Here is a 24,765-nt window from a genome sequence, read left to right on the forward strand (position 1 = left end):
ATGAGCACTCATGACAGCGAGACCACCAGTGACAGTCAGAGCACCCGTGAGCGGATCCTCGCAGCGGCAGCGGAGATCATTGCCGAAGACGGCGTGACCGCGAAGCTGAGCGTGAGGGCAGTCGCTTCACGGGTGGGGGTCAGCACCGGCTCGCTGCGCCACCACTTCCCCACCCAGCAGATGCTGCGGGACGAGGTTATGCAGCGTGTCTATGACTGGGTGCTTCCGGACTCCGAGATCGGCAACTCAGCGGTCCCGCCCCGCGACCGTCTGGTCGATTGTCTCCGCCAGGTGCTGGCTATGACTGGTGCCGGACCCGAAGCACGGGCCGCGATGGACACAGTCACCGCCACGTTCATCGCCGTCGAACAGACCGAGCAGGTCCGTGAATCGTACTTGGCCATGCAGCGTGATGGGCAGCGCCGGGTGGAGGAGTGGCTGCGCGTGCTCGCCGAGGAGGGAGCGCTGACTGACAAGAGCCGGATCCCTCAGCTGGCGCGCTTTCTCTGCTCGGTCCTCGACGGCATCTCCCTCGAACGAGCTCTTCCGGCGGAGGATTCACTCGCGCAGCTGGAGACCGAGACGCTCTACGTGGCCGCGGACGCGGTGCTCAATCCTCAGCCCCGACCTGCTCCTCGGTAGGTGCCGATCGACCACAGCACACCTTCGGGATCCTGGATGCTGAAGTCGAGCGAGCCGTAGTCCTGTTCGGTCAGGCCCATGACCTCGGTGGCACCGGCGTCGATCGCTCGGTGGTAGAGTTCCTCGACGTTCGTCGCAGCGAGATAGACCGATCCGGCGGCGATCCCGGTCTTCGTCATCACGCCCTGGTCATCGCGGACCGAGCCGAGCATGACTCCCCCGCCGTCGGGCCATGACAGCTCGGCATGGTCGACGCGCTGCGGATCATCGGCGTTGGTGTATTCGGCCGCGATTTCGAACCCGAGGGCTTCATGCAGGAAGGCGATCGCGGCCTTCGCATCCCGATAACGGAAAGTGGGCCAGACGTTGGCTCCAGTGCTGTTCGACATATCGTGTCCTTTCATCGTTTTTCCGGTACACACCATCATGGGCCGACAAGCACCTCGGGAGCTTGGACAAATGGGAACTGCAAGAGCCATCACAGAAGTTCGCCGAGGCGGCCCTCCCTATTCCGGCGAGCGCCGGTCCCGATCCTGCCGCACCACGGGATCTTCGCTCAGCCACCCTCTCGGGCTGGTCCCCGTCAGCGCACGGAAGTCACGGTTGAGGTGAGACTGATCCGAATAGCCGCAGATCGCAGCGATGTCGGCCAGTGTCCGAGTCTGTGTCGAGATCATCCGCCGGGCACGGTCGAACCTCATGACCCGTGCCGCCTCCTTGGGGCCGATGCCGAATTCTGCTCGGAACTGCCCGTTGAGATATCGCCTGCTCCATCCGACCTCCTCGGCGACCCGTGAGACCGGAACCTCGCCGTGGCTGCGCGCGATCTGCCTCCACGAGTCGGTCACCTCGCGTCTCGGTCCGGCCCCATCGTCGATGGCACGCAGGAGCACCTGGTCGATGGCGTCGAATCTCGCCGACCAGGTGGGGGCCTCGTTGACCCGTTCATGGAGTTCGGCGGCGACCGGGCGTGAGATCTCTCCGAGGTCGTGTGTGCGATGAGCGAGCTCGACGGCCGGGATTGCGAAGAATGCTCGCGGGGCGAATGGGGTGAAGTTGATCTGGATTCCGGCCAGCGTCCCGTTGTGGCGGATGAGCGTGGGCTTCAGGTGGAGGCCGGCCAAGAGCACGTCGAAAGACTCGGCGGTGTCGGTGACCGCGTCGTACTGCTGCAGCGGCCGGTCGATCGCGACGATGAATGTCAGCGCGCCGGACGGCAGGCCCAGATGCGTCCCCGCGGGGACGCCCGAGATGTCGTAGCCGACGTAGTCACCGACGAAGGCACGCAGCCGCGGATGTGGGCTGCGAATCAGATCATCGGTGGTCGCCGCAGGCATGACAGCAGTCTAAACCTGCGGTCTGGCATGAGCCCGGGCCGTCCGGCGACGCCCAGGTCACTCCTCGGCCGCTCAGGACACGATCCTCAACCTTCCGCGGTCATGCTCCACACCAGATCCGAGAACCCCGTGTCGAGGTCGAGCCCGAAGTCGGTCGAGAGCACTTCGGCGAACTCCGTGGCGTCGGCCAGTGATCGTTCGTCGGATTCCGTCTGCGCAACGCCGATCGCACGACGCAGCCGACGCCCTTCCAGCGTGTTCCTGCCGCCGTCTGGGAGCGGCCGAGCGAGAATCGGAGGACCGGTGAACCGGCTCCCCGGGTGGGTCGAGGTGAACCAGTTCGCCAGCTCGAGATCCGCCTGCGCACGTCGGGCCTCGCTGAACGCATAGACAGTGCGGAAGTCCTGGTCACTGCGGGTCCGCGATTGGAGCACCCAGTCACTGTCGGCACGCAGCTGTGGTTCCAGAGCCGTCGTGGCCGGGACCAGACGATGCTCTCCGTGCGGAGTCGTCCTGGCTTCGGCGGACCCGGACAGTTCGAGGGCGGCTTCAGGTGTGCCGCCGCCGAATCCCGGGTCGATGAGATACCGACGCCCATCGAGTTCGACGATCGTCGCCTGATGCGTCAGTCCTCCCGGTGCGTCGCCGGGGCCGCCGAGGTGGACCCGCGCAAGGACCGGATGCGCAGTCAGCCCCAACTCGGTGACGGCCGCTCGGATGAGCACCGCGTGCTCGTGACAGTAACCGCCTCGGCCGGCGTCGAGCAGCTTCTCGGCAACTCCGTCGACATCGATGGAAACGGCTCTGAGGTCCCCTCGGGCACGGTAGGCGACGACGTCGAGATTCTCGAAGCAGATCGCGTGCGTGTGCGCGAGAAGGATCTCGTCGAGCAGTCCGAGAACCTGCTCGCGCGTCCCCTGAGCACGTCGGTGCAGGTCGAGGACGGAACCACCGAACCCGAGCCGATCCGCATAGCGGCTGAGGAGCGAATGCTGCGTCATGGGGTCGAGCCCCAGGTCTGGGGAGTCAGCCCGTGCTGCCCCCGGTAGTTCGGTGATGCCGGTTCGCTCCAATCGCCGAGGAGGTTCTCCTCGAGCGCATAGACGGTGACCTTGAGTGGGTGGCAGTTGCCGACCGGGTCGTCGCTGTTCTCGCCGAACAACGGCGCAGACAGGTCTCCGCCGGGACAGGTCGACAGGGCTGCGAGCAGGTCCTGTTCTGCGAAGAACTCGAAGTGATCGCCCGGCCTGGCAGGGCAGGTCTTCATGAAGTATTCGTCGTTGTCGTTGAGTCCCGTGCATTGGAACACGTTGAGGACGTCGTGGACGTCGAACTCCGTCAGGCCGAACGGGAGGATGGCGCGGACAAGGTTCGAATGACAGTGGTAGTCGAAGTCGACGCCATTGAGCATCGTGGAGACATAAGGGTCGCACCGTGTGCCCAAGGTGTCGTGGAGGCGTCCGCCTTCGGCATCCGTCCCGTAGTCGGCCAACGTGTCGCCGACGATCGTGGCCATCGGACGGAGGAAGGGCAGAGTCGACCACAGGCGGTCGAACGTCGACAGGTGTGCGGCCTGGAGCTGGCGGGTCCGCGACGCCCAGAACCTCTCCCGGGGGTCGTGACGGTTCCAGAGGTTGAGATCGCCGACCTGCGGGCCCTCGACGGTCGAGATCCGGCAGATGTGCCCGGCAGGCACGTCCCATGCCTGTCCCGAGCGGATCGGGATGGTGAACTCGTCGACGACGTGACGATTCTCGGCATCCTCCCCGAGCGCTGAGTAGAAGTCACGATCGGCTTCGAGAGCAGGCCCCTGATAGGCGGCTTCGGTCAATCGCGGTTCGGGCGACATGTGGTGTCCTTCCGTCTGCTCCAGGGTGCCATCCATCCGTATCACTGCCGGGACACGATGATCTACTTACTCACTGACGCCTTCTCGCCCACAGCGTCCTGCCTGCCCAACATCCGCTTCCACGGCAGCGCAGTCAGCAGGGACAGCGCGGCGATGGCCAGGAACACGATGACGATCGGCTGGGAGATCACTGCTGCGAAGTCGCCACCGGTCAGTCCGAGTGCCTGCTGCAGGTTGCGTTCGAGCATCTCGCCCAGGACCAGTCCGATCACCAGCAGCGCCGGTGACATTCCGACCAAGCGCATCACATAGCCGAGCACGCCGAAGCCCAGGGCGATGTAGACGTCGGTCGCGGAGTTGTGGATGCTGTAGCACGAGATGAGCGCCAGCATCAGGATCACCGGTGCCATGTAGGGCATCGGGATCGCCAGGATTTTGGCCAGCAGCGGTGAGGCCGTGATGTTGATGACGACGCCGAGGACGGCGCTGATGAGAAGCGCGCCGATGATCGACCACCCCAGGGCCGGGTTGGCGTCGAAGAATCCGGGCCCGGGGTTGAGCCCGTACATCATCAGATAGGCCAGCAGCACGGCGGTCGTTCCCGACCCCGGAATGCCCAGTGTCAGCAGCGGAACCATCGACCCGGACACCGCAGCGTTGTTCGCGGACTCGGGTGCGACGAGTCCACGCACCGCTCCTCTGCCCATTCCCGCCGAGGCGGGCGCGAGTCGTTTCTCCAGACCGTAGGAGAAGAACGCGGCGATCGTCGTGCCCGCACCGGGGAGAACTCCGGCGATGAACCCGATGACCGAGCCTCGCAGCCCCGGCAGAGTCCCCTGCTTGATCTCCGCCTTGGTCGGGAAGAAGCGACCGGTGAGGCGGGACAGGCTCTGGCCGGAGCTTCCCATCATGGTGCTGGCGAGGATCTCACCGACGCCGAAGACGCCGATGATCGCCACGATCGGGTCGATGCCCTCGAGCAGGGTGAACGTTCCGAAGGTGAAGCGCGGCAGGCCGGACTGGAGTTCGATGCCGACGGTGGAGATCGCGACGCCCAGCACCACAGCGGTCAGACCGAGCATCGGCGCATTCCCGACCAGGGTGGCGCTGAGCACGAGTGCCATGACGACGACGGCGAAGTACGCGGCGGGGCCGAAGGCCAGACCGAGTTCGGACATCGGCCCGGCGATGAAGGCCAATCCCAGGAACGCGATGATGCTGCCCACGAATGAGGCAAGGGCCGAGATCGACAGGGCGGTGGCGGCCTTGCCCTTGAGCGCCATGGGGTGACCGTCGAGGGTGGTCATGATCGCCCCCGGATCACCCGGTATGTTGAGCAGGATCGCCGAGATGCGACCTCCGTACTCAGCACCCAGGTACAGGGAGACCATCAGCGGCAGAGACAGTTCGGCCGGCATGGTGATCGCCACCGGCAGGAGCAGTGCGATCGCCGTCGACGGTCCGACGCCCGGCAGCAGCCCGGCGACGGTCCCGAGGATCACGCCGCCGAAGATGACGAGAAGCAGGGTCGGCGAGGTGGTGATCGTGCCCAGCGCGCCCAGCAGTTCGGTCCAGGTGTTCATAGGTTCAGTCCTCCGAAGAGCAGGTATTCGATCCAGCCGACGGGCAGGAGCACGTTCAGCCAGACGTCGAAGACGAGGAAGAGCACCAATCCGATGACGAGCCCGACGAAGAGCAGCCACGCCGCACGTGTGGGGGAGACTCGGACCCCGAACACGAGAACGGTGGTGAGGACGGAGAAGATCGCCGCCGCCTCGGCGAATCCGATGAGGAAGATCGAAGCGGTGAAGAGCGCGAAGAGGACGATGCAGATCGCGACTCGCAGCAGTTCCTTCCCCGATACGGCCCGCACCTCGACCCGACCGCGCAGCAATGTGAGCACGCCGAGTGCGGTGGTGCAGGTCAGAACGACGGCGACGACGATGGGAAAGGTCCTGGGCCCCATGCCCTCGTCGGTTTCGGCGTTGGGCAGAAGCAGCGCGTTGATCAGGTAGAAGACGGCAAGGACCACGAGGATGACGGATGCGATGCCGGTCGAGGCTCTGGTGCTCTCAGCCTCAGGTCCTGCAGTGCCGGGTGCTGTAGTGCCGGGCCCTGCGGGGCCGGGTCCTGCGCGGCCGGATTCCGCGGCGTGGTCTGCTCGCTGGGCATCTGTCTGTGTCGGATCGGATGTCATTTCGCCAGTCCCACCTTCTCGAGCACCTCGGTCGACTCTTCCTTCTCCGGCAGAATGACCGACTCCAACCATTCATCGCCTGGCATATATGCGGGATCGATGCCCAGCGCGTCTGCCTGATCTGCGAATTCTTCGGATTCGACGCTCTTTTCGAGGGAGTCCTGCCACCAGCGGACGGCCTCATCGGACATGCCTGCGGGTCCGAAGACTCCGCGCCAGTGGTTGATGGTGATGTCCATGCCGAGGTCGTGCCAGGTCGGTGCACCCTTGGCCGGGCCCTCCGTGAGCGGCTCGGGTGCTGAGACCGCGATGATCTCGACGTCTCCGGATTCGACGAGTTCCATCGCTTCCGAGAGTCCTGTCGAGGCGACGTCGACGCGACCGCCCAGCAGCTCGTTGTTGAGGTCGCCACCGTCGGAGAACGCGACGAGGTTCAGCGACTCGAGGTCGTTGATTCCATATTCGCTGGCCGGGCGGAGGACATTGAGCTGATCGTCGCTGGGGACCGTGCCGATCCCGAACTTCACCGATTTCGGATCGTCTTTGACGCTGTCGAGGACCTTCTGCGCCGAGTCGAACTCCGATCCGGGTTTGGCCAGCCAGACTTCGTAGTCGGTGGTCAGCTGCGCGACCGGTGTGAAGTTCTCCAGCGACATGTCGGTCGTGCCGGTGATGTGGGACAGGAAGACGCGGTTGGATTCGACGACCACGCTCGTCCCGTCGTTCTCACGTTGGAGGACTGCCGCCCGCGCGGGGTTGCCACCGCCTCCTCCCATATTCTCGATCGTCATCAGACTCTCGACGCCGGCGGCTTCGAGGCCGTCCTTGGTCATCCGAGCGGCCAGATCCAGTCCGCCTCCCGGCGATCCCGCCGCAATGGCCGTGACTCGCGGTGGAGGAAACCCCTCGTTCCGGTTGATGTCGGGCATGCAGGCCGTTGTCGACATGGCGATCAGCACCGCGACGGCGCCTGCCAGGGGCCTTCGCAGAGTGCACGTCACCGACGACGGGGCCGATGTTCGCTTCGGCGCGAACAGGGTAGTGAACATAGCGTTCGACGCTAGCAGTCAGCAGGACACGCTCTCAACATTTCTTGCGAATATGAGATGAGTTCGCTGAGGTCGCAGTGCCTGGAAACTCTTCGGTGGTGCGGATCTCTGCCCTTCGGTTCACCTCGGTGTCAGGTCTATGCTGATTGAAGAAGCCTCTGAGAGACGTCACGTGAGAAAGGCAGTCGGATCATGGCAGCAGATCGGATCGATATCGAAATGCAGGACACGGGCGAGTTCCTCGCTCTCATCCACACGGATTCGGGAACGAGCGAATTGGTGCTCATGCTCTCCGATGCCGAAGACGCAACGGACGGTGTCCTCGCCAACGATGAAGCCACCGCCCGTGCGGTCGTGGAATTCATGCTCAAGCACCAGGTTTCGTCCGACCTCCCGGAACGCATCGACATCACCGACCTCGATGCCGCTTATGAGGGTGCGATCGAGTCCATCCGCGATCTACGCCAATGACATCGGCCGCCGGAGAACTCTCCGGGCCAAGCAAGTGAAACTCATCGACAGGAAGAAGATGATGACAGTGTCTACGACTCAGCGTCTCGATATCTCAGCGGTCGACAAGCGGGCCTATGCGCCGCTGCTGGACATGGAGAAGTACATCCATGGCGGCAGCCTCGGCGAAGGTCTTCTGGCGTTGGTGAAACTGCGCGCTTCGCAGCTCAACGGATGCGCGTTCTGTTTGAACATGCATGCCAAGGAGGCCAGGAAAGCAGGCGTCGACCAGGTCAAGGTCGATGTTCTGGCAGGCTGGGATGAAGCCGCCGAGGTTTACAGTGACCGAGAGCGCGCCGCGATCCGGCTGACCGAAGAGGTCACCGAGATCGGCGAGGGCGTCTCCGACGAAACCTGGAACGACGCCTCAACCGCCTTCAACGACCAGGAGATGGTCGAGCTGCTCATGGCGATTTCAGCAATCAATGTCTGGAACCGGCTCGCTGTGAGCACACATCAGCGACTGGACTGAGCCGCCGGCACGCCTGGATCAGTCCAACAGATCGTGCCTGACGATGGACTGCTCACGGTCAGGACCGACGCCGATGACCGACATCCGGCAGCCCGAGAGCTCCTCGAGGGCGAGGACGTACTTCTGTGCGTTGACCGGCAGATCCTCGAAGGTCCGGGCATTGGTGATGTCTTCGGTCCAGCCGTCGAAGTACTCGAAGACGGGCTCGGCGTGATGGAACTCGGTCTGGGAGACCGGCATCTCGTTCTGCCGGACGCCGTCGACCTCGTATGCCACGCAGACGGGGATGCGTTCGATGTTGGAGAGCACGTCGAGCTTCGTCAGCACGTAGTCGGTGAAGCCGTTGACGCGTGAGGCGTAGCGGGCGATGACGGCGTCGTACCAGCCGCAGCGACGCGGGCGCCCGGTGTTGACGCCGACCTCACCGCCGGCCTTCTGCAGGAGCTCGCCCATCTCGTCGAAGAGCTCGGTCGGGAACGGGCCTGCGCCCACACGCGTGGTGTAGGCCTTGACGATGCCGACGACGCGATCGATGCGGGTGGGGCCGACGCCCGAGCCGACGCAGGATCCGCCGGCGGTCGGGTTCGACGAGGTCACGAACGGGTAGGTGCCGTGGTCGACGTCGAGCATCGTGGCCTGACCGCCCTCCATGACGATGACCTCGTCACGGTCGAGGGCGTCGTTGAGCAGCTGCTCGGTCTCTGCGACATAGGGGCGCAGGCGCTCGATGAAGGGCTCGAAGTATTCGACGATCTCTTCGACATCGACGGCCCTGCGGTTGTAGACCTTGACGAGGAGTTCGTTCTTCTGCCGCAGCGACCCTTCGATTTTCTGCCGCAGGATCGATTCGTCGAAGATGTCCTGGACACGGATGCCCAGACGCCCGATCTTGTCCATGTAGGCCGGGCCGATGCCGCGGCCGGTGGTGCCGATGGCGCGCTTGCCCAAGAATCGTTCGGTCACCTTGTCCAGGGTCTGGTGATAGGGCGCGACGAGGTGGGCGTTGGCCGAGATCCGCAGCTTCGAGGTGTCTGCCCCACGCGATTCCAGGGTCTCGATCTCCTCGAAGAGCGCCTCGAGGTTGACGACGACGCCGTTGCCGATGACCGGGGTGACGTTCGGCGAGAGGATGCCCGCCGGCAGGAGTTTGAGTTCGTACTTCTCACCGCCGACGACAACCGTGTGGCCTGCGTTGTTCCCACCGTTGGGCTTGACCACGTAGTCGACGCTGGTGCCGAGGATATCGGTCGTTTTACCTTTACCTTCGTCGCCCCATTGAGCGCCGACGACAACGATTGCTGGCATGAGAGTTGTTCACCTCGAAGTGAAAGGAGGGGATGTCATTACCGCATTAGTCTACTGCGTCACCGTGACGCCACAGCGAGCAGGTCGGATCGGAACCGGGCAGATCGCCTCATGTCCTCCCTCCCCTCGGCACCTCCCACGGCCAGCGCCTCTCCTCGGCTCTTGACAGGCGAAGAACATCACCGCAAACTTGGCCATATGACCAATGCAGATGACCAATCTTTCCGTCCGAGTTCCGGCACCGAACGCGGACGAGCAGTTCGCGCGAAGCTGCAGTCGGCCGCGACCGAACTCATCAGCGAGATCGGGTGGAACGCGGTGACCACGCGTGGCCTGGCGGATCGCGCAGGAGTTCGCTCCGGTCTGGTGCACTACCACTTCGACTCGCTGCAGGACCTGCTGAGGAAAGCGGCATTGGCGCAGTTCAAGTCGGTCGTCGATGCGCTCCTCGACGAGGAGGCGAATATCAGGGGCGGGCCCGCAGCGCTGCTGGCCATCACCGAGGACTTTGCTGGCTCCGATGCGAAGTCGGTGCTGATGATCGAGACCTACCTCTCCGCTGCTCGGGATCCGCTGCTCAAGGATCAGCTGGCGCAGAACGTCGACAGATTTCGTCGCGCACTGATATCCGCGTTGGCCCATCAAGGGGTCCCCCACCCGGAAGCGGCAGCACTGGTGATCCTGGCCGCGCTCGATGGACTCACGCTTCAGAAGGGCCTCGACGACGAACTCGACATCGGCGACGCCGTCGCGCTTCTGCGCACCTTCACCTCAGCCCCACAGTCAGGGCAGCACTCATGAGAGCACTGATATGCGGAGCCGGAATCGCCGGTCTGACGCTGGCAGGGCGGCTCGAACACCACGGCTGGAACGTCACTCTCGTCGACAACTCACCAGGCCCGCGTCGCCACGGGTACATGATCGACTTCTCCGGCCCAGGATTCGAAGCTGTCACCGCCATGGGGCTCGAATCCCGGCTGCGACAGATGGCAAGTTCGGTGGAGAGATTCCGGTATATCGACGACGCGGGGCGCACGACCGTCAGTCTCGACTATGATCGCTTCGTCAAGGCTCTGGGCGGTCAGATCGTCAGCATCATGCGCCCGGACCTCGAACAGATGCTTCGGGAAGCGCTCGGGGACGGCGTCGATCTCCGATACGAACTCACGGTCGATCTGGTGACTGACAGCACGGCGGTGCTCTCGGACGGAACCGCCATCGACGCCGACCTCATCGTGGGAGCCGATGGCATCCACTCTCGCATCCGGTCACTGACCTTCGGCTCCGAAGCGGACTACCTGCGGGACCTCGGAATGAACACCAGCGCCTTCGTCTTCGAGGACCAGGCGATCTTCGACGAGGTGCGCGACCAGTTCGTGCTCACCGAAACACTCAACCGGCAGATGGGCCTCTATGGTCTCGACGACGGACGAGTGGCGGCATTCACCGTCCATCGCTGCGATGAACCGGCCTCGTCCGACAACGCCCGGCAGGAAGTGCGTGCGGCCTTCTCCGGAGTCGGTCCTCTGGTCGATCGCGCACTGGCCAACTGTCCCCCGTCTGAGGAGATGTATTCCGATCGAGTCGCGCAGATCGTGATGCCGCACTGGACGACCTCCCGGGTCGCCTTGGTCGGCGACGCAGCCTACGCGGTCTCGCTGGTCGCCGGGCAGGGCGCCTCGCTCGGAATCGCCGGAGCGTACATCCTCGCAGAGATGCTCGCCTCGGACCGCTCTGTCCCTGAAGCCCTCGCGGAATACGAACGCCGGTGGCGGCCCACGGCCACTCAGATCCAGAGCGCGGCCCGCAACCAGGTCATCGAAGTCTTCCTTCCGCGCTCCAAACGCACGCTGCTGCTGCGACGCTGGGGCTTCCGCGCCATGCGCATCCCCGGCATGAGTCGGGTGATGACCGGCTCACTCTTTCCCAAGGGGTCTCGCTCGATCACCGAACTCAGCACCGCCGGTTCAAGCCAACTGCGGAATGCATGAACTTGCGGCCGATGAGCCGACTGGACGGCGACCGCAGAATCACAGGAGGGACAAGGAATGCTGCCCAGCTTCGACAGAACCAAGCTGCGACTGAGCAATGGGGCGCTCATGCCCATCGTCACCATAGGACACGGTCGCACGCCGGTCGTCTATATCCCTGGGGCAGGCGACGGCTTGTCGACCGCCTATGATGCAGCATGGAATATGGCATGGTTCTTTCGCTCACGCACACCGCGTCAGCGGCTGCACATCATCAGCCGCCGGGAAGACATTCCCGGCCGATACGACATCGCTGACCATGCTCGAGACTATTCCGAAACGCTTGACCGGTTACGGTTCGGGCCGGTCGTCCTCGAGTGCAATTCCGCGGGTGGCCCGATCGGACAGCTCATTGCTGCTCATAGACCGGACCTGGTGCGCGCCCTTGTGTTGGCGTCGACCGCCCCCAGGATCGATGCCCGCGCCCACGAGGTCTTCACCAGTTGGTTGACGATGGTCGACAGCGGGCAGTGGGCGGAACTCACATGGGACACCACCGTCAGGACTTACCGTTCGGCACTGCGCGCCCAGTGGGCGGGCCCCTTACTGAAGCCGATCCTCGGTGCGCTGTCTCGCCCCAAGAACCCTGAGCGATTCAAACGACTCCTCGAGGGGCTGCTCTCGGTCGACAACAGCAGCGTCCTCGAAGACATCTCGTGCCCGACACTGGTCTTCGGCGGGACTCGAGATCCCATCTTCGCAAGTGGGCTGCAACAGCAGATGGCTGCCGCCATCTCCCATGCCAGATATGTCGGGGCCCCGGGCCTTCTCCATGGGGCGGACCTCGAGAGCCCGGCCTACCCCGCAGCCATGAACGAGCTCATAGCGGCCTCCTAGAATCGGTCAGCCAACCGCGGTGCCGCGATGGATTTCGGACGAGAGTCCGCGAGAGTCCGCGATCCGCCCCAGCAGGCTGCGCAGAAGGTCGGCTTCGTCGAGACTCAGGCAATCGGTGTATGCCTGCTCGTGAGCCTCCGCCAGCGGCCTGATCTCGGCGAGGACCTCCTGACCGTTTGCGGTCAGACTGACCTCGTGACTGCGTCGATCGCTCCTGCTGCGACGGCGCTCGATCAGCTCACGCCGTTCGAGGCGATCGAGCACCGCAACGATCCGGCTGGGCCCGACCCCGATCTGCTGACTGAGTACGCGTTGACTGACTCCGGGAGTGCGGCCGATCAGTCGGAGCAGACCTGCATCTGAAGGGGTGATATGCAACGACTGCAATGCCTGTTCGAAACCGCTGGCGGCATCGGCACCGAGTTGAGAGAGCAGGAAGGCGATTCGATGATGGGGCTGCGACATGGATGTCATTGTCCCATAATAGACCTCTTGCTAAACCATTCATAGGGTGTATCATATTTCCCATGAATGAAAATGCGACCTCACGAGTCAACCGATCCGACGGGCAGCGACGTCGACCAGACGGGCCCCACCCTGGAATCGTCGGCACCGTCTGCATCGGTCTCTTCGTGGTAAGCCTCGTACTGATGGCAGCCCTCAGCAATGGAGGCACCATCATCTCCCCGTTTGCCGACGACTCAGCGGACTTCTTCTCACAGCACGGTCTCGCGGCACGGCTGTCTGCATTGCTGCAGTTGGGGTCATCTGTGCCCCTGGGCATCTACGCCGCCACCATGTACGCCCGCCTCCAGCGGCTCGGCGTACGAGTGCCCGGACCCGTGATAGCTCTCGTCGGCGGCGCCAGCGCCTCATTGCTGCTGGCGATCTCGGCTGTTGTCACGTGGACAGCCGGCCAAGACGTCATCGCCGCAAATCCCGAGCTGACCCGCGCCTTGGGATTCCTCGCGTTCGGGACCGGCGGCTTCGCTCACCTGCTCGGCCTGGGGCTGCTCGTCGCCGGAATCGCAGTACCGAGTCTGATCCTGCGACTGCTGCCGGCTCCCCTGGCCTGGGCCGGTCTCGCGATCGCCGCGATCTGCGAACTCAGCATCCTCACCATGGCTCTCGAGCCGCTCATGGTCCTCATCCCGATCGGTCGCTTCACGGCCCTCGCCTGGATCGTGGCCACAGGCTTCCTCCTGCCCCGCACTCGCCAGCACACGAACACACCGAAGGAGAAGTCATGAACACCATCAACGACACCCTGACCACATGGGCCGACGCGGAACGACGCTGCGATGCGGCAACGACGGACGAGCTCCTGACCGAGGACTTCCTCGGCATCGGACCGGTGGGCTTCCAACTCCCGAAGGGTGCCTGGCTCCAGCGGCTCACTGACGCTCAGCTGCACTACGAGGAGCTCTCGCTCACCGACGTCAGCACCCGCGAGTACTCCGACTCAGCGCTCGCCGTTGCTCGGCTGAACACGCGCGGATCGGCCCGTGGCAATCCGCTGCCGACCACTCGGAGCACATTCCATCTGGTGCGCGTCAACGACGAGTGGCGCATTGCCGGAATCCAACACGGTTTCATCGCGGGCGCACCCGGCTCACCCGTCCCGGCGCCATAGACGCAGGGTCGACAACCGTCGACGCACAGAATCCGACACCGGCGAGATCTGCCTCGACTCACCCACCGGACCACGACCCTTGCCCCGCTGAGCTAGTGGTACTTATGCTGAGGTCACCATTAGTACCGTCGTTCGGGCATCATGCTCCTGAACATCGCCGGTGACGTCGAGGTCCGGGGGCACACGCCTGCTGGAGGTTGCCATGTCCACCGTGAGCTCGTCAGCATCATCCCCGACAAGTCCGACCCTGCCGCTGGCCACTCGCGCCGACAGCCTCGTCGGATCGGTCATCGATTCCTCGACCAGTCTGCTGGCCTCCTATACCCACGACATCGTGAAGTTCGGGATGGGTGCCCCAGCCCCGGATATGCTTCCCTCCAGCGAATTCGCCCGGATCGCGAAGAGCGTCTTCTCCCCGGAGAGCTTCACCTACGGCGAGACCCAGGGCGAGCCGGTCCTCATCGACGCTCTGCTGAAATACCTCGAGGACACGTCCCAGATCCCGGAGGAGCACTTCGGTCAGCGTGAGCGCCTCGTCATCACCTCGGGCGGCATGCAGGGCCTCGACCTGGGTTTCAAGCTCTTCGTCAGCCCGGGCGACCTCGTGTTCTGCGAATCGCCGACCTATACGAACGGTTCGGCCACGGCCATGAGCTATGAGGCCGAGGTCGTCGAGGTCCCCGTCGATCACGAAGGCATGCAGGTCGACGCGCTCGAGGGACTCGTCGCGCAGGCCGGTCGCTCACCTGCGGTGATCTACACGATCCCGACCTTCCAGAACCCGGCTGGAGTGACGATGTCGCTCGAGCGCCGCAAGGAACTCCTCGAGTTCGCCCACCGGCACAACTCCGTCATCCTCGAGGACAACCCGTACGGCACTCTGCGCTTCTCCGGGGAGTCGATCCCCACTCTCAGCCAGCTCAGCCCCAACGATCCGCTCATCTTCGGCGTCCGCACCTTCTCCAAATTCGTCGCACCGGGCCTGCGCATCGGCTGGATCGACGTCGACCCCGAGATCCGCGGGCTCGCCATCAATGCCAAGCAGACCATGGACACCTGCACGAGCGTCCCCACCCAGCACATGGTCGCCCAGTGGCTGAGCGAGGGCGGTGCGAACGACCACGTCGATCACCTGCGTGACGCCTACCTGGAACGCAAGAAGACCATGGCCACGGGCCTTGACCAGCTCTTCGGCGATGAGGTCAGGTCAACCGACCCCGACGGCGGATTCTTCTTGTGGGTGACCTTCGAAGACGATTCGATCAACACCGAGAACCTTCTGCCGGCGGCCCTGGACGAGGGGGTCGCCTATATCCCGGGGCCCGCATTCTCGCCTGCGGGAGCCTTCACGAACGCCCTGAGGCTATGCTTCGCCTCCAATGCCCCGGATCGGATCGACGAGGGCCTGCAGCGTCTGCGCTCCGCCGTCGACAAGCACCGGACGCCACATTCACGCGCCCACCACTAGGCAGTCGTGTGCAGCACGCCGAGGTCCGGCGTGCTATCGCTTGCCTTCGCCGAGGCGGCCGATCCATTCGATGAGCAGCGCAGTTTCGGCTGCCCCGAGGATCTCCGGGTGCGCGGCTGCGCGTTCGATGACCGAGTGCCCCAAGCGCTCTCGATAGTCGTCGGCCCGCGCTGTGCCGGTGATCGCCGCGAGCACTCCTTCGCGGACCCCCGCCGAAAGTTCGGGATCGTCCCTGCCCTGGATGATCAGTCGCAGAGTCACACCGATATTCGTCGCCAGAATATGGGCCGCGGCCTGCTCATGGTCGACGACGAGGCGGCCCTCAGCCTCTGCCCGAGAGGTCAGAGAGCGGAGGATCTCGCTGGGCTTCGACTGCGCCTCGGGTGAATACCCGGGTCGGACCTTGCCGTACATGAGCGTGTAGAAGCCGGGGTTCTCCAGACCGAATGCGACGTGGGCGTCCCAGCCCATCCGCAGGTCATGAATCGGATCACCGCTGGACTCCGACGAGGACTTCGCCGAGAGGTACATGTCGAAGCCGCGTTCGATGACGGCCTCGATGAGCCCCTGTTTGTTGCCGAAGAAGTGGTAGAGGGTGGGCATCTTCACGCCCGCGGCGTCACAGACCGCCCGCAGCGAGAAGTCCTCGCCGGGAGCCGCGGCGATGAGGTCCGCGGCCGCGTTGAGCAGCCGGGTCCGTGTATCGTGCGACACCGTCTCTGTCATATCGCTATACTATCGTGTATTGTCGCTATAGTCAGATGTACCACCGCTACATAAGGAGATGTCATGACCGAACGCACACTTCAGGGCAAGACTGTTCTCATCGCCGGAGGCGGCAAGAACCTCGGCGGACTCATCGCCAGGCAGGCTGCCGAGGCGGGAGCCGATATCGCTATCCACTACAATTCCGACTCCTCCCGTGCCGAGGCCGAACAGACCCTCGCCACGGTCGAAGCCAGCGGGGCGAAGGCGGTGCTCTTGACCGGGGACCTCACCAGGCCCGCCAACGTCGAGAAACTGTTCGCCGATGCCACCTCGGCGCTGGGGACGATCGACATTGCGATCAACACAACGGGGAAGGTGCTGCGCAAACCCATGGCGGAGACCACCGAGGACGAGTACGACGCGATGTTCGACATCAACTCCAAAGCAGCGTTCTTCTTCATCAAGGAGGCTGGGAAGCACATTGCCGACAACGGCAAGATCATCACGATCGTGACCGCGCTGCTCGCGGCGTTCACGGACGGCTACTCGACCTACGCCGGAGGGAAGAGCCCGGTCGAGCACTTCACCCGGGCCGCAGCGAAGGAAAATGCGGAGCGTGGAATCTCGGTCACGGCCATCGCTCCCGGCCCCATGGATACGCCCTTCTTCTATGGGCAGGAGACGCCCGAGCGGGTAGAGTTCCACAAATCGCAGGCGATGGGCAATCAGCTCACCCAGATCGAGGACATCGCTCCCATCGTGCGGTTCCTCGCGACCGAGGGCTGGTGGATCACAGGCCAGACGATCTTCGCCAACGGCGGGTACACCACCCGCTGAGCCGAGGTCCCGCGCCGCGGATCGCGCGCCCGAGCAGCACGCACGTCAATCGCACATCACAGAGTTCACCAGCAAGGAGAGCAACCATGTCAGATCTGCAGATCCCCGAACCGGTCGCCGGCTTCATCGACATCGTCAATGCCCACGACGATCAGGGTTTCCTCGACGCATTCACCGCCGACGCCACCGTCGACGACTGGGGACGCGAGTTCACCGGCCGCGACGCCATCAAAGCCTGGAGCGACAAGGAATTCATCGGCGCGACCGGCGTCCTCACGCCCGAAGAGGTCTCGGTCGACGGCGATGAGGTCACCGTCGTCGGCGACTGGCGCTCAACCCACGCGAACGGCCGGTCCTCGTTCACCTTCGCGATTGCCGGAGACAGGCTGAGCCGAATGACCATCCGCGAGGGCTGAGGCCTCGCCCGGCGCTGAGTCGCCGCCCGGCGCCGAGGCGAGGTTCGGCGCTGAGGCGGGGCTCGGCGCTAAATCGCCGCCTGGCGCTGAGGCGGGGCTCCCCAGGTCCGACCCCGGCGGCAGAGGACATAGACTGGAAGTCGAACGAGAGGACGGTCATGTCAGGTTTGGTTGCGGCTCACGGTCGGTTCGACTCGAAAATGGGTTCGCGCATGGTGGAGAGGCTCGTCCATCGTGGCCCTCATGGTTCGGGCCACAAGGAGCTGGATGAGGCGTGGCTGGGCAACCGCTACCTGTCGATCGTCGATCCGCAGGCCGGGGACCAGCCGTTGTCGGGCGGTGCGAATCGCGACATCTGGCTCGTCGGAGACGGAATGATCCACAATCATCGCCGCATCCGCGCCGAGTTGGGCGACGAGCGCTTCTACACCGACTCCGACCTCGAGGCTGCCATCGTCCTCTTCGAAGACCACGGGCCTGCCGCCTTCGAACGACTGTGGGGCCCATTCGCATTGGCCATCGCCGATACTCGCGGTCGGTTCGCTGTGGGCCGGGATGTGCTGGGCCTGTCGCCCCTGTACTGGGCGAAGGCTGGCGACTCGGTCCTCTTCGCCTCGGAGCTCAAGGCCTTCGACAAGAGCCTGCGCACACACGTCGAACCCTTCCCTCCCGGACATGTCTGGACCCCGGAACGAGGGCTCGAAGCCTTCCGGGAGTTCCCCGGTGCCTCACCCGTCCTCCTGCAGAGTCGCGCCCCGCACGAAGACCCACCGGAGTGGATCTTCGATGCCGTCCGCGAGACTCTGATCCGGGCCGTCGAACGGTCGGTGACCAGCCGGCAGTCGGTCGGTGTGCTGCTCTCCGGCGGGGTCGATTCATCCATCATCACGGCGATCGCCGCTCGCCACAGTGCCAACGCGGGCCGCAGGCTCAAGACTTTCGCCGTCGGACTGGCAGGCAGCGGCGATCTGCTCGCGGCCCGGTCGGTGGCCGAACACTGCGGCACCGATCACCGTGAGCTCGTCTACACGGCCGAGGATGCCATCGAAGTGGTGCCCGAGGTGATCGCCGGTCTCGAGTCCTTCGACCCGACTCTCGTCCACTCGGCAGTTCCCAACTACTTCGTCTCCCGGCTGGCGGCACGTCATGTCAAGATCGTGCTGGTCGGCGAGGGGGCCGATGAGCTCTTCGCCGGATACACACACTACGGTCGTCACGATGTGGGCGAAGAGCTGCATGCCGAGCTGCTCGAGACGCTCAAGGGCATGCACATCGGCGGACTGCAGCGGGTGGACCGGGTGGCCGGCGCTCTCGGCGTCGAACCCCGACTGCCGTTCCTGGACCTCGACATGGTGGAGTTGGCTATGGCGCTGGCACCGGAGTGGAAGCTCGTCACCGGAGACCGCCCGGCCAAGTGGCTGCTGCGCCGCGCCTTCGACGGCTGGCTGCCCGACGAGGTGCTGTGGCGACGGAAGGAGCAGTTCGGTGAAGGCACGGGAATGAACACCGTGCTGTGTGATCACTTCGAAGACACGGTGGCCCCTGAAGATTTCGACGCGGAGGCCGATGTGCTGCAGCCGCGGCTGCGCACCCTCGAGGAACTCGCCTATTACAGGATATTCGCTGCCTCGCTGCCGGGAGTCGATGCGCAGGCCACGGTCGGCAGATTCGTCGACGCCTGATCCTGCTGCCTACCGAATAGAATCCCCAGGTCCGCACATCACGGGCCTGGGGTTCTACTGATTCGGGCGGGGTTCAGCTGGCGATGAGCCCCTCGTCCTCGAGCCATTCCTCAGCGACGTCTTCGGGCATCTCGCCTTCCGTGTCGACTCGGCCGTTGAGCTCCATCACCACTTCATCGGTCAGCTTTTCCGAGATCGGGGCCATGATCTTCGCGATCTCCGGGTATTCGTCCAGAGTCTCCTGGCGCAGGGTCATCGCACCCTGGTACTGGACGAAGAAGTCCTTGTCATCTTCGAGCACCTTCATGTCGTTCGCTTTGACCCGGGCATCGGTGGAGAACACCTCGCCGAACTGGCACTTCTCGCCGACCTGCGGGTAGATGAGATTGAGGTCGAGTTCCACGACATCGGAGAATTCGAACCCATAGGCCTGTTCAAGACCGGGCAGACCGTCGTCGCGGTTGATGAACTCGCTGGCTGCGCACACCTTGCCCTGGTCCTCGTTGGCACCGATGAACTTGGCGGCATCAGACATCGTCTCCAGACCGTTCTTCTCCGCGAAGTCGCTCTTGACCGCGATCCGATAGGTGTTCTCGAACGGTGCCGGATCCAACCACGAGATGCCGTTCTTCGCATCGGCCTCGGACACGGCTTTGAACAGATCCTTTGGCGCGTCCTTGGTGGTGTGTCCCAAGATGTTCACCCAACCGGTGCCGGTGTAGTCCCAGTAGAAGTCGACCTCGTCGCTCTCCAGGGCCTCTCGCACAGTGGCGCTGCCGGAGATGCCGGTCTGGTCCTCGATGGATGCGCCGGCATCCTCGAGAGCCTTCGAGGTGATCTGCGACAATACGATCGATTCGGTGAATTCCTTCGATCCCGCGGTGAGCTCGGCTCCGTCGAGCAGTCCTGCGTTCGGGCTCTCGCCGCCTCCGTCCCCGCAGGCGCTGAGCAGCAGCGTGGCCGCGGCGGCCGTGCCGACCACGGTGCCCCACATCGATTTCCTGAACATGAAGTTCCCTCTCTACATTGTCTTCTCGGATAGCGCCACGGAGTGGGCGATTGACTGCGTCGGATTCCTCATAGGCCCTTGGGACGCAGGAAGTCCTCGGCGATGCCGGCGATGTAGTCGATGAGCAGCGCGAGCACCGCAGTCAGCGCCGCACCGACGATCTGGACGAGAACACGGTTGGTCGACAGACCGGCGACGATGATGTCACCCAGACCACCGGCGTTGATGTAGGTCACCAGCGTTGCGGTGCCGACGTTGATCACCAGTGCGGTGCGCACTCCGGCCAAGATGACCGGCACAGCCAGAGGCAGCTCGAGCCGACGCAGCACCTGCATCCGCGACAGGCCCATTCCCCGTCCGGCCTCCAGCACATTCCCATCGACCTGTTCGAGACCGACCATGGTGTTGAGCAGCACCGGGATGATCGCATAGAGCACCAGACCGACGATGGCCGCCTGGAACCCGAGGAACAGGAACGCCACCGCCAGCAGCACCAGGATGGCGATGGTGGGAACGGCCTGCAGAATGGTCAGCACGCCGATGATGAATGGGCGGATCCGACGGGTCAGCGGTCGGGTCAGCAGGATCCCCAGTGGCACAGCGATGATCAGCGTGACAATGGTGGACACAGCAGTGAGTACGACGTGCTCCTGCAGGGCCGCGGTGATCGCACCGACGTTGAGGGACCGCTGCTCGATCGAGTCGAGCTCCCTGCTCTGCACGTAGAGGAACAGGCCGAGGCAGACGAGTCCGAGGATCACGGGGATGGTGAGGTAGCCCATCCAGGTCCGGCGGTGGGATGCCGACGGGGTTTGGGTGACGACTCCGCCGTCGACGCTGTTCTCGGGTGTCCTGTTCTCAGCTGCCGAGGAACTCATGAGGATCCCTCCGCGGGGCCGGCCCCCGAAGAGCCGTCCTTCACGGGTGCAGCAGTTGCGGCGTCATCCGATGTGAACTCCGTGCGCGCCTCGGCGACGGCGGAGCTGCGCATCGTGCGGATCGCCTCGTTGATCTGGTCGATATCGACCACACCCTGATAGCGGCCGTGTTCGTCGACGACCACCGTGACGGCGTAGCGGGCGGCTACCAGTTCATTGAGCGCGTCGCTGAGAGTGGCTCGCGGTTCGATCACGGCCTGGGGCACGGAGCCGACCTGGTCGAGCCGCTCCCCCGCGCCGCGGCGAAGGTCGTCGGCTCCGGCCCACCGCACGGGCCGGCGCTCCTCGTCGAGAACGAGGACCGCGCTGTGCTTGGAGTTGGCGAGCAGTTCATGGGCCCGCTCATGAGTGTCCTCGTTGGTCACTGTCGGCCAGCTGCCCAATTCGATCTCGCCGACCCGTGAGAGGTTGAGCCGTTTCAGCGAGGCACCGGATCCGATGAAGTCTTTGACGAAGTCGTTCGCCGGAGCTGTGAGGATCCGTTCGGGTGTATCGTACTGGGCGATCCGGGAGCCTTCCTGCAGGATCGCGATCCGGTCCCCCATCTTGATCGCCTCGTCGATGTCGTGGGTGACGAACACGATCGTTTTGCGGACTTCGGACTGCAGACGCAGGAACTCGTTCTGCAGCCGGTCACGGGTGATCGGGTCGATCGCCCCGAAGGGCTCGTCCATGAGCATCACGGACGGGTCGGCGCCGAGTGCGCGGGCAACGCCGATGCGCTGCTGCTGACCGCCGGAGAGCTGCTTGGGGTATCGGTCGCGGTACTCGTCCGGGTCCATGTTCACCATCGACATGAGTTCGTCGACACGGGTGCGGACGCGTTCGGCACTCCAGCCGAGAAGCTTGGGGACGGTGGCGATGTTCTCGCCGATGGTCATATGGGGAAACAGGCCGACCTGTTGGATGACGTAGCCGATCTGCCGACGCAGATCGTCGGCGTTGGTCGTCGTCACGTCCTGATCCTTGAGGATGATGTGCCCCGACGAGGGTTCGATGATCCGGTTGATCATCTTCATCGTGGTGGTCTTGCCGCAGCCGGACGGGCCGACGAGAACGACGATCTCCCCTTCGTGGATGTCCATGGTGAGCGCGTCGACGGCATTGACCTTCTGTCCGGGGAAGCGCTTGGTCAGCCCTTCGAGACGGATCATGACACTGGAGTCGGTGCCGGAACCGGGCGTGGAATTCGTGGTCTGAGTCATCGGATACCTCGCGAAGTGGTGAGTCTCTGAACTGCGTAGAAGATGAGGTCGAACAGAACCGCCAGGATCATCACACCGACTGCTCCGCACAGCACCAGATTGACAGCGACCGGTGTGCCGACTCGGGCCAGACCGGTGAAGATCAGCTCGCCGTAGCCGGGACCGTTGACGATCGCGCCGATGGCGGCGATGCCGAGCAGGACCAGCGTCGCCACTCTCACGCCGGTGATGATGACCGGCCAGGCCAGTGGCAGTTCGATGCGCATCAGGCGCTGGCGGCGATTGAGCCCCATGCCTTTGGCCGATTCGATGATCGCCGGGTCGACTCCTCGCAGGCCGGTGATGGTGTTGCGCACCACCGGCAGCAGCCCGTAGAGGACGAGCGCCAGAAGGACAGGACGCCAGCCCAGACCGAGGGGACTGAGCAGCAGGATGAAGAGCGCGAACGACGGGATGGTGAGGAAGGAACCGGTCAGAGCCAGGGCCAGATCGCGGGCGCGCTCGTTCCGATAGGTCAGCACACCGATGGCCACGCCGAGGACGGTGGCGATGATCACCGCAGCGCCGACGACGATCGCGTGGGCGAGCCCGAGCTCGAGCATGTCATCGGCACGTTTGACGAGAAATTCGAAGAACCCCATAGGTCTACCTTCCTCATCGACGACACGGACAGCCGGGCACACGGCACTGCATGACAGTGTAGTTCACGAACTTCCCAGCCGAGCCCAACGCATTGTCCAGGCTTGTCGCAGCCCCGACCAGACTCCGGTCAGTAGATCAAGCGCACCGCCGTCTCACGCAGATAGCGATCCACCAGCAGGTACGCGTCTCGTGTGAGCGCCCGCCACAGCAGCAGGGCCAGCTGCGGGTCAGCGGCCTCGAGATCCTCGATCGCCTCGGGGGTGAGCACCATGAGCTCGACGGAGCCGACGGCCTTCTCCGTGGTCTCCTGGCGGTCGTCGCTGCCCAGGGCCAGTTCGCCGAAGGTCATTCCGGCGCTCAAGGTGTTCAGCCGCACCCGGTCGCCCTGCGGGTCAGACGCGATCGTGTTGACCTGACCGGAGACGATGAAGTGGACTCCGCCGAATCGCTGTCCGACGCGGCGGATGATGTCGCCGTCCTCGTGGTTCCGGGGTTCCATATAACCGACCAGCCGGGTTCGCTGCCACTCGTCCAACGGTGAAAGCGCGGGACTGTCCGGGACCACAACGCGGTCCGGCTCGCCGATGTCCGCTCCCAGGGCCACGAGAAGCCGATTCTCGCAGTATTCGACCGCTCCGCCTCTGCTGAGGAAGATCGGGACTCCGGGGTCGGCAGACAGTCGCGTATCGTCGAGGAGGCCCTTGCCTTCGATGAGAATCATCTGTCGGCTGTTCGCGGCCAGTCGCCTCTCGAGGTCGTCGAGCATCTGCACGGCCAGGCTGCTGACTTCGTTGACCTGCTGCATGTCCAGCACCACGAGTGTCACCTCCTCGTCCAGATCGCTGACGGCGCGGACCAACGATTCCGTGCCGGCGAAGGCCAGGTCGCCGGTGACCTCGATGATGCGGCATCTCCCGTTGAAGCGCTCGATCACTTCGGCCTGCTCCTCGGTGCGACGGATCCGCGAAGGCAGCTGGGTGATTCCCACTCCGGTCTTCACCGTCGAGTTGCCGCCGGTCGCGGCGCGGACGAAATGCATCTCCATATCGGAGGAGAGCCGGCGGCACGTCTCGACTCCACGCACGCTGCTGCCATGGGCATCCAGCGGCGGTGAGAACACGGCCAGCCCGGCCTGTCCCGGCAGAACGGCGAGGGTGCCGCCGCCGACGCCCGATTTGGCCGGCATGCCTACGCTGCTGACCCAGGAACCGGCATCGTCGTACATGCCCGAGGTCATCATCACCGACAGCACCCGCTCGACCTGTTCGATCTCGAGTGCGGTCTCACCGGTGCGCGGGTTGGTGCCGGCGTTGGCGAGGGTCCCCGCCATCATCGCCAGGTCCCGGCACGTGACCTGCGCCGAACATTGACGCAGATAGTTCTCCAGCGCCCGAGTCGGATCGTCGTCGATGACCCCGAACGAGCTCAGCAGGTAGGCCAGCGAGTGGTTGCGGTCGCTGTTGCGCATCTCGACGTCGAAGACAGCTTTGCTTCCGGCCAGTCGTCGACCGGCACATTTGGAGTAGAAGTCCATGATGCGCCGTGGAGCGGTCTTCCCTCCGCTGCCTTTGATCATCGACACGACCGCCAGTGCTCCCGCGTTGATCATCGCGTTGGCGGGCCGTCCCGTGCCCGGCGCCAGCGAGATCTCGTTGAAAGGGTCCCCCGAGGGTTCGACGTCGACCTTCTCGTCGACTGCCTCGATTCCGTGGTCGGCCATCGCCAGACCGTAGCTGAAGGGTTTGGAGATCGATTGGATCGAGAAGCGCTTGTCCGAGGCGCCGACCGAATACACGTACCCGTCGACGGTGGCCAGGCAGATTCCGAAGTCCTGCGGGTCCGGTGCACTGCCTGATGGATGGATCGGGTAGGGCGTGCCCATGGTCTCGCCGCTGACGTCAGCGAGCAGCTGCTCAAGGTAGCTCTGGATCGGGGATTCCATGGACTCAACTCTAAGTCAGCGCGCAACCGGTCCACCTGATGAACACTGTCTGGCATC

27 protein-coding genes are annotated in these 24,765 nt (G+C 64.3%); 12 read left to right on the forward strand and 15 right to left on the reverse strand.

What is annotated here, in order from left to right; all coding sequences use genetic code 11:
• Entirely contained in the window at positions 1-642 is a 642-nt protein-coding gene (locus tag BKA07_RS18710; RefSeq protein WP_167952633.1) for a TetR/AcrR family transcriptional regulator, read from the forward strand.
• Here the strand turns inward: BKA07_RS18710 and BKA07_RS18715 are convergent.
• The 7 genes from BKA07_RS18715 to BKA07_RS18745 form a co-directional block, all read right to left on the reverse strand.
• Positions 618-1,031, reverse strand: a complete 414-nt coding sequence (locus tag BKA07_RS18715) for a VOC family protein (RefSeq protein ID WP_167952635.1) — start codon at positions 1,029-1,031, stop codon at positions 618-620. The two genes, BKA07_RS18710 and BKA07_RS18715, sit on opposite strands and share 25 nt — an antisense overlap.
• A gap of 117 nt (positions 1,032-1,148) precedes the next feature.
• A complete protein-coding gene (locus BKA07_RS18720) occupies positions 1,149-1,979 on the reverse strand; it encodes a helix-turn-helix transcriptional regulator (protein WP_167952636.1) in 831 nt (276 codons plus the stop codon).
• 86 nt (positions 1,980-2,065) lie between these two features.
• Positions 2,066-2,980, reverse strand: coding sequence for an arylamine N-acetyltransferase family protein (locus BKA07_RS18725; protein ID WP_167952637.1), 915 nt, complete (start codon positions 2,978-2,980; stop codon positions 2,066-2,068).
• Positions 2,977-3,828: an urea carboxylase-associated family protein gene (locus tag BKA07_RS18730; RefSeq protein WP_167952638.1), complete on the reverse strand. Its 852-nt coding sequence runs from the start codon at positions 3,826-3,828 to the stop codon at positions 2,977-2,979. Before BKA07_RS18730 ends, BKA07_RS18725 begins: the two co-directional genes overlap by 4 nt.
• A gap of 62 nt (positions 3,829-3,890) precedes the next feature.
• The gene (locus tag BKA07_RS18735; protein ID WP_167952640.1) at positions 3,891-5,411 is read right to left on the reverse strand and encodes a tripartite tricarboxylate transporter permease; all 1,521 of its coding nucleotides are present in this window, start codon (positions 5,409-5,411) and stop codon (positions 3,891-3,893) included.
• Complete coding sequence (locus BKA07_RS18740; RefSeq protein ID WP_167953401.1) at positions 5,408-6,025, reverse strand: tripartite tricarboxylate transporter TctB family protein; 618 nt, start codon at positions 6,023-6,025, stop codon at positions 5,408-5,410. The genes BKA07_RS18735 and BKA07_RS18740 overlap by 4 nt, the downstream gene beginning before the upstream one ends.
• Positions 6,022-7,074: a Bug family tripartite tricarboxylate transporter substrate binding protein gene (locus tag BKA07_RS18745; RefSeq protein WP_167952641.1), complete on the reverse strand. Its 1,053-nt coding sequence runs from the start codon at positions 7,072-7,074 to the stop codon at positions 6,022-6,024. Before BKA07_RS18745 ends, BKA07_RS18740 begins: the two co-directional genes overlap by 4 nt.
• Positions 7,075-7,266: 192 nt before the next feature.
• Here BKA07_RS18745 and BKA07_RS18750 point away from each other — a divergent pair, with 192 nt between their 5' ends.
• Both BKA07_RS18750 and BKA07_RS18755 read left to right on the forward strand, forming a co-directional pair.
• Positions 7,267-7,545, forward strand: a complete 279-nt coding sequence (locus tag BKA07_RS18750; RefSeq protein ID WP_167952643.1) for a hypothetical protein — start codon at positions 7,267-7,269, stop codon at positions 7,543-7,545.
• 58 nt (positions 7,546-7,603) lie between these two features.
• A complete protein-coding gene (locus BKA07_RS18755; RefSeq protein ID WP_209044030.1) occupies positions 7,604-8,056 on the forward strand; it encodes a carboxymuconolactone decarboxylase family protein in 453 nt (150 codons plus the stop codon).
• 18 nt (positions 8,057-8,074) lie between these two features.
• Here the strand turns inward: BKA07_RS18755 and BKA07_RS18760 are convergent, their stop codons facing one another.
• Positions 8,075-9,361, reverse strand: a complete 1,287-nt coding sequence (locus tag BKA07_RS18760; protein WP_167952645.1) for an adenylosuccinate synthase — start codon at positions 9,359-9,361, stop codon at positions 8,075-8,077.
• A 198-nt stretch (positions 9,362-9,559) separates the two neighbouring features.
• Here BKA07_RS18760 and BKA07_RS18765 point away from each other — a divergent pair, with 198 nt between their 5' ends.
• The 3 genes from BKA07_RS18765 to BKA07_RS18775 are packed head-to-tail and all read left to right on the forward strand — an operon-like array spanning position 9,560 to position 12,228.
• Positions 9,560-10,162, forward strand: a complete 603-nt coding sequence (locus BKA07_RS18765) for a TetR/AcrR family transcriptional regulator (protein ID WP_167952647.1) — start codon at positions 9,560-9,562, stop codon at positions 10,160-10,162.
• Positions 10,159-11,352, forward strand: a complete 1,194-nt coding sequence (locus BKA07_RS18770) for an FAD-dependent monooxygenase (RefSeq protein ID WP_167952649.1) — start codon at positions 10,159-10,161, stop codon at positions 11,350-11,352. Before BKA07_RS18765 ends, BKA07_RS18770 begins: the two co-directional genes overlap by 4 nt.
• Before the next feature lie 57 nt (positions 11,353-11,409).
• Positions 11,410-12,228 carry an alpha/beta fold hydrolase gene (locus tag BKA07_RS18775; protein WP_167952651.1) on the forward strand — a complete coding sequence of 273 codons (819 nt, stop codon included), beginning with the start codon at positions 11,410-11,412 and terminating at the stop codon, positions 12,226-12,228.
• Between the two features lie 6 nt (positions 12,229-12,234).
• On the opposite strand, the gene BKA07_RS18780 is transcribed toward BKA07_RS18775, so the two are convergent.
• Positions 12,235-12,702: a MarR family winged helix-turn-helix transcriptional regulator gene (locus tag BKA07_RS18780; protein WP_167952653.1), complete on the reverse strand. Its 468-nt coding sequence runs from the start codon at positions 12,700-12,702 to the stop codon at positions 12,235-12,237.
• Positions 12,703-12,755: 53 nt separating this feature from the next.
• Here BKA07_RS18780 and BKA07_RS19085 point away from each other — a divergent pair, with 53 nt between their 5' ends.
• The 3 genes from BKA07_RS19085 (at position 12,756) to BKA07_RS18795 (ending at position 15,329) form a co-directional block, all read left to right on the forward strand.
• Positions 12,756-13,478, forward strand: a complete 723-nt coding sequence (locus tag BKA07_RS19085) for a hypothetical protein (RefSeq protein ID WP_209044031.1) — start codon at positions 12,756-12,758, stop codon at positions 13,476-13,478.
• The gene (locus BKA07_RS18790; protein ID WP_167952655.1) at positions 13,475-13,861 is read left to right on the forward strand and encodes a nuclear transport factor 2 family protein; all 387 of its coding nucleotides are present in this window, start codon (positions 13,475-13,477) and stop codon (positions 13,859-13,861) included. Before BKA07_RS19085 ends, BKA07_RS18790 begins: the two co-directional genes overlap by 4 nt.
• Positions 13,862-14,063: 202 nt before the next feature.
• On the forward strand, positions 14,064-15,329 hold the full coding sequence (locus BKA07_RS18795; protein WP_167952657.1) for an aminotransferase-like domain-containing protein: 1,266 nt from the start codon (positions 14,064-14,066) through the stop codon (positions 15,327-15,329).
• Positions 15,330-15,362: 33 nt separating this feature from the next.
• Here the strand turns inward: BKA07_RS18795 and BKA07_RS18800 are convergent, their stop codons facing one another.
• Entirely contained in the window at positions 15,363-16,055 is a 693-nt protein-coding gene (locus tag BKA07_RS18800; protein ID WP_167952659.1) for a TetR/AcrR family transcriptional regulator, read from the reverse strand.
• Positions 16,056-16,118: 63 nt separating this feature from the next.
• On the opposite strand from BKA07_RS18800, the gene BKA07_RS18805 reads away from it, so the two are divergent.
• From BKA07_RS18805 to BKA07_RS18815, 3 genes are all read left to right on the forward strand, one after another.
• Entirely contained in the window at positions 16,119-16,874 is a 756-nt protein-coding gene (locus BKA07_RS18805) for an SDR family oxidoreductase (protein ID WP_167952661.1), read from the forward strand.
• An 86-nt stretch (positions 16,875-16,960) separates the two neighbouring features.
• Entirely contained in the window at positions 16,961-17,290 is a 330-nt protein-coding gene (locus BKA07_RS18810) for a nuclear transport factor 2 family protein (protein WP_167952663.1), read from the forward strand.
• Between the two features lie 200 nt (positions 17,291-17,490).
• On the forward strand, positions 17,491-18,972 hold the full coding sequence (locus BKA07_RS18815; protein ID WP_280712947.1) for an asparagine synthase-related protein: 1,482 nt from the start codon (positions 17,491-17,493) through the stop codon (positions 18,970-18,972).
• A gap of 73 nt (positions 18,973-19,045) precedes the next feature.
• Here BKA07_RS18815 and BKA07_RS18820 read toward each other — a convergent pair whose 3' ends face one another.
• From BKA07_RS18820 to glsA, 5 genes are all read right to left on the reverse strand, one after another.
• Positions 19,046-19,981 carry a glycine betaine ABC transporter substrate-binding protein gene (locus tag BKA07_RS18820; RefSeq protein ID WP_167952667.1) on the reverse strand — a complete coding sequence of 312 codons (936 nt, stop codon included), beginning with the start codon at positions 19,979-19,981 and terminating at the stop codon, positions 19,046-19,048.
• A gap of 68 nt (positions 19,982-20,049) precedes the next feature.
• Positions 20,050-20,859: an ABC transporter permease gene (locus BKA07_RS18825; RefSeq protein ID WP_167952668.1), complete on the reverse strand. Its 810-nt coding sequence runs from the start codon at positions 20,857-20,859 to the stop codon at positions 20,050-20,052.
• Positions 20,856-22,124, reverse strand: a complete 1,269-nt coding sequence (locus tag BKA07_RS18830; RefSeq protein ID WP_167952669.1) for an ABC transporter ATP-binding protein — start codon at positions 22,122-22,124, stop codon at positions 20,856-20,858. Before BKA07_RS18830 ends, BKA07_RS18825 begins: the two co-directional genes overlap by 4 nt.
• Entirely contained in the window at positions 22,121-22,765 is a 645-nt protein-coding gene (locus BKA07_RS18835) for an ABC transporter permease (protein ID WP_167952670.1), read from the reverse strand. The genes BKA07_RS18830 and BKA07_RS18835 overlap by 4 nt, the downstream gene beginning before the upstream one ends.
• Positions 22,766-22,893: 128 nt before the next feature.
• Positions 22,894-24,708 carry a glutaminase A gene (glsA, locus tag BKA07_RS18840; protein ID WP_167952671.1) on the reverse strand — a complete coding sequence of 605 codons (1,815 nt, stop codon included), beginning with the start codon at positions 24,706-24,708 and terminating at the stop codon, positions 22,894-22,896.
• Positions 24,709-24,765: the final 57 nt, after the last annotated feature.

Source organism: Brevibacterium marinum (genome assembly GCF_011927955.1).
Taxonomy (GTDB): domain Bacteria; phylum Actinomycetota; class Actinomycetes; order Actinomycetales; family Brevibacteriaceae; genus Brevibacterium; species Brevibacterium marinum.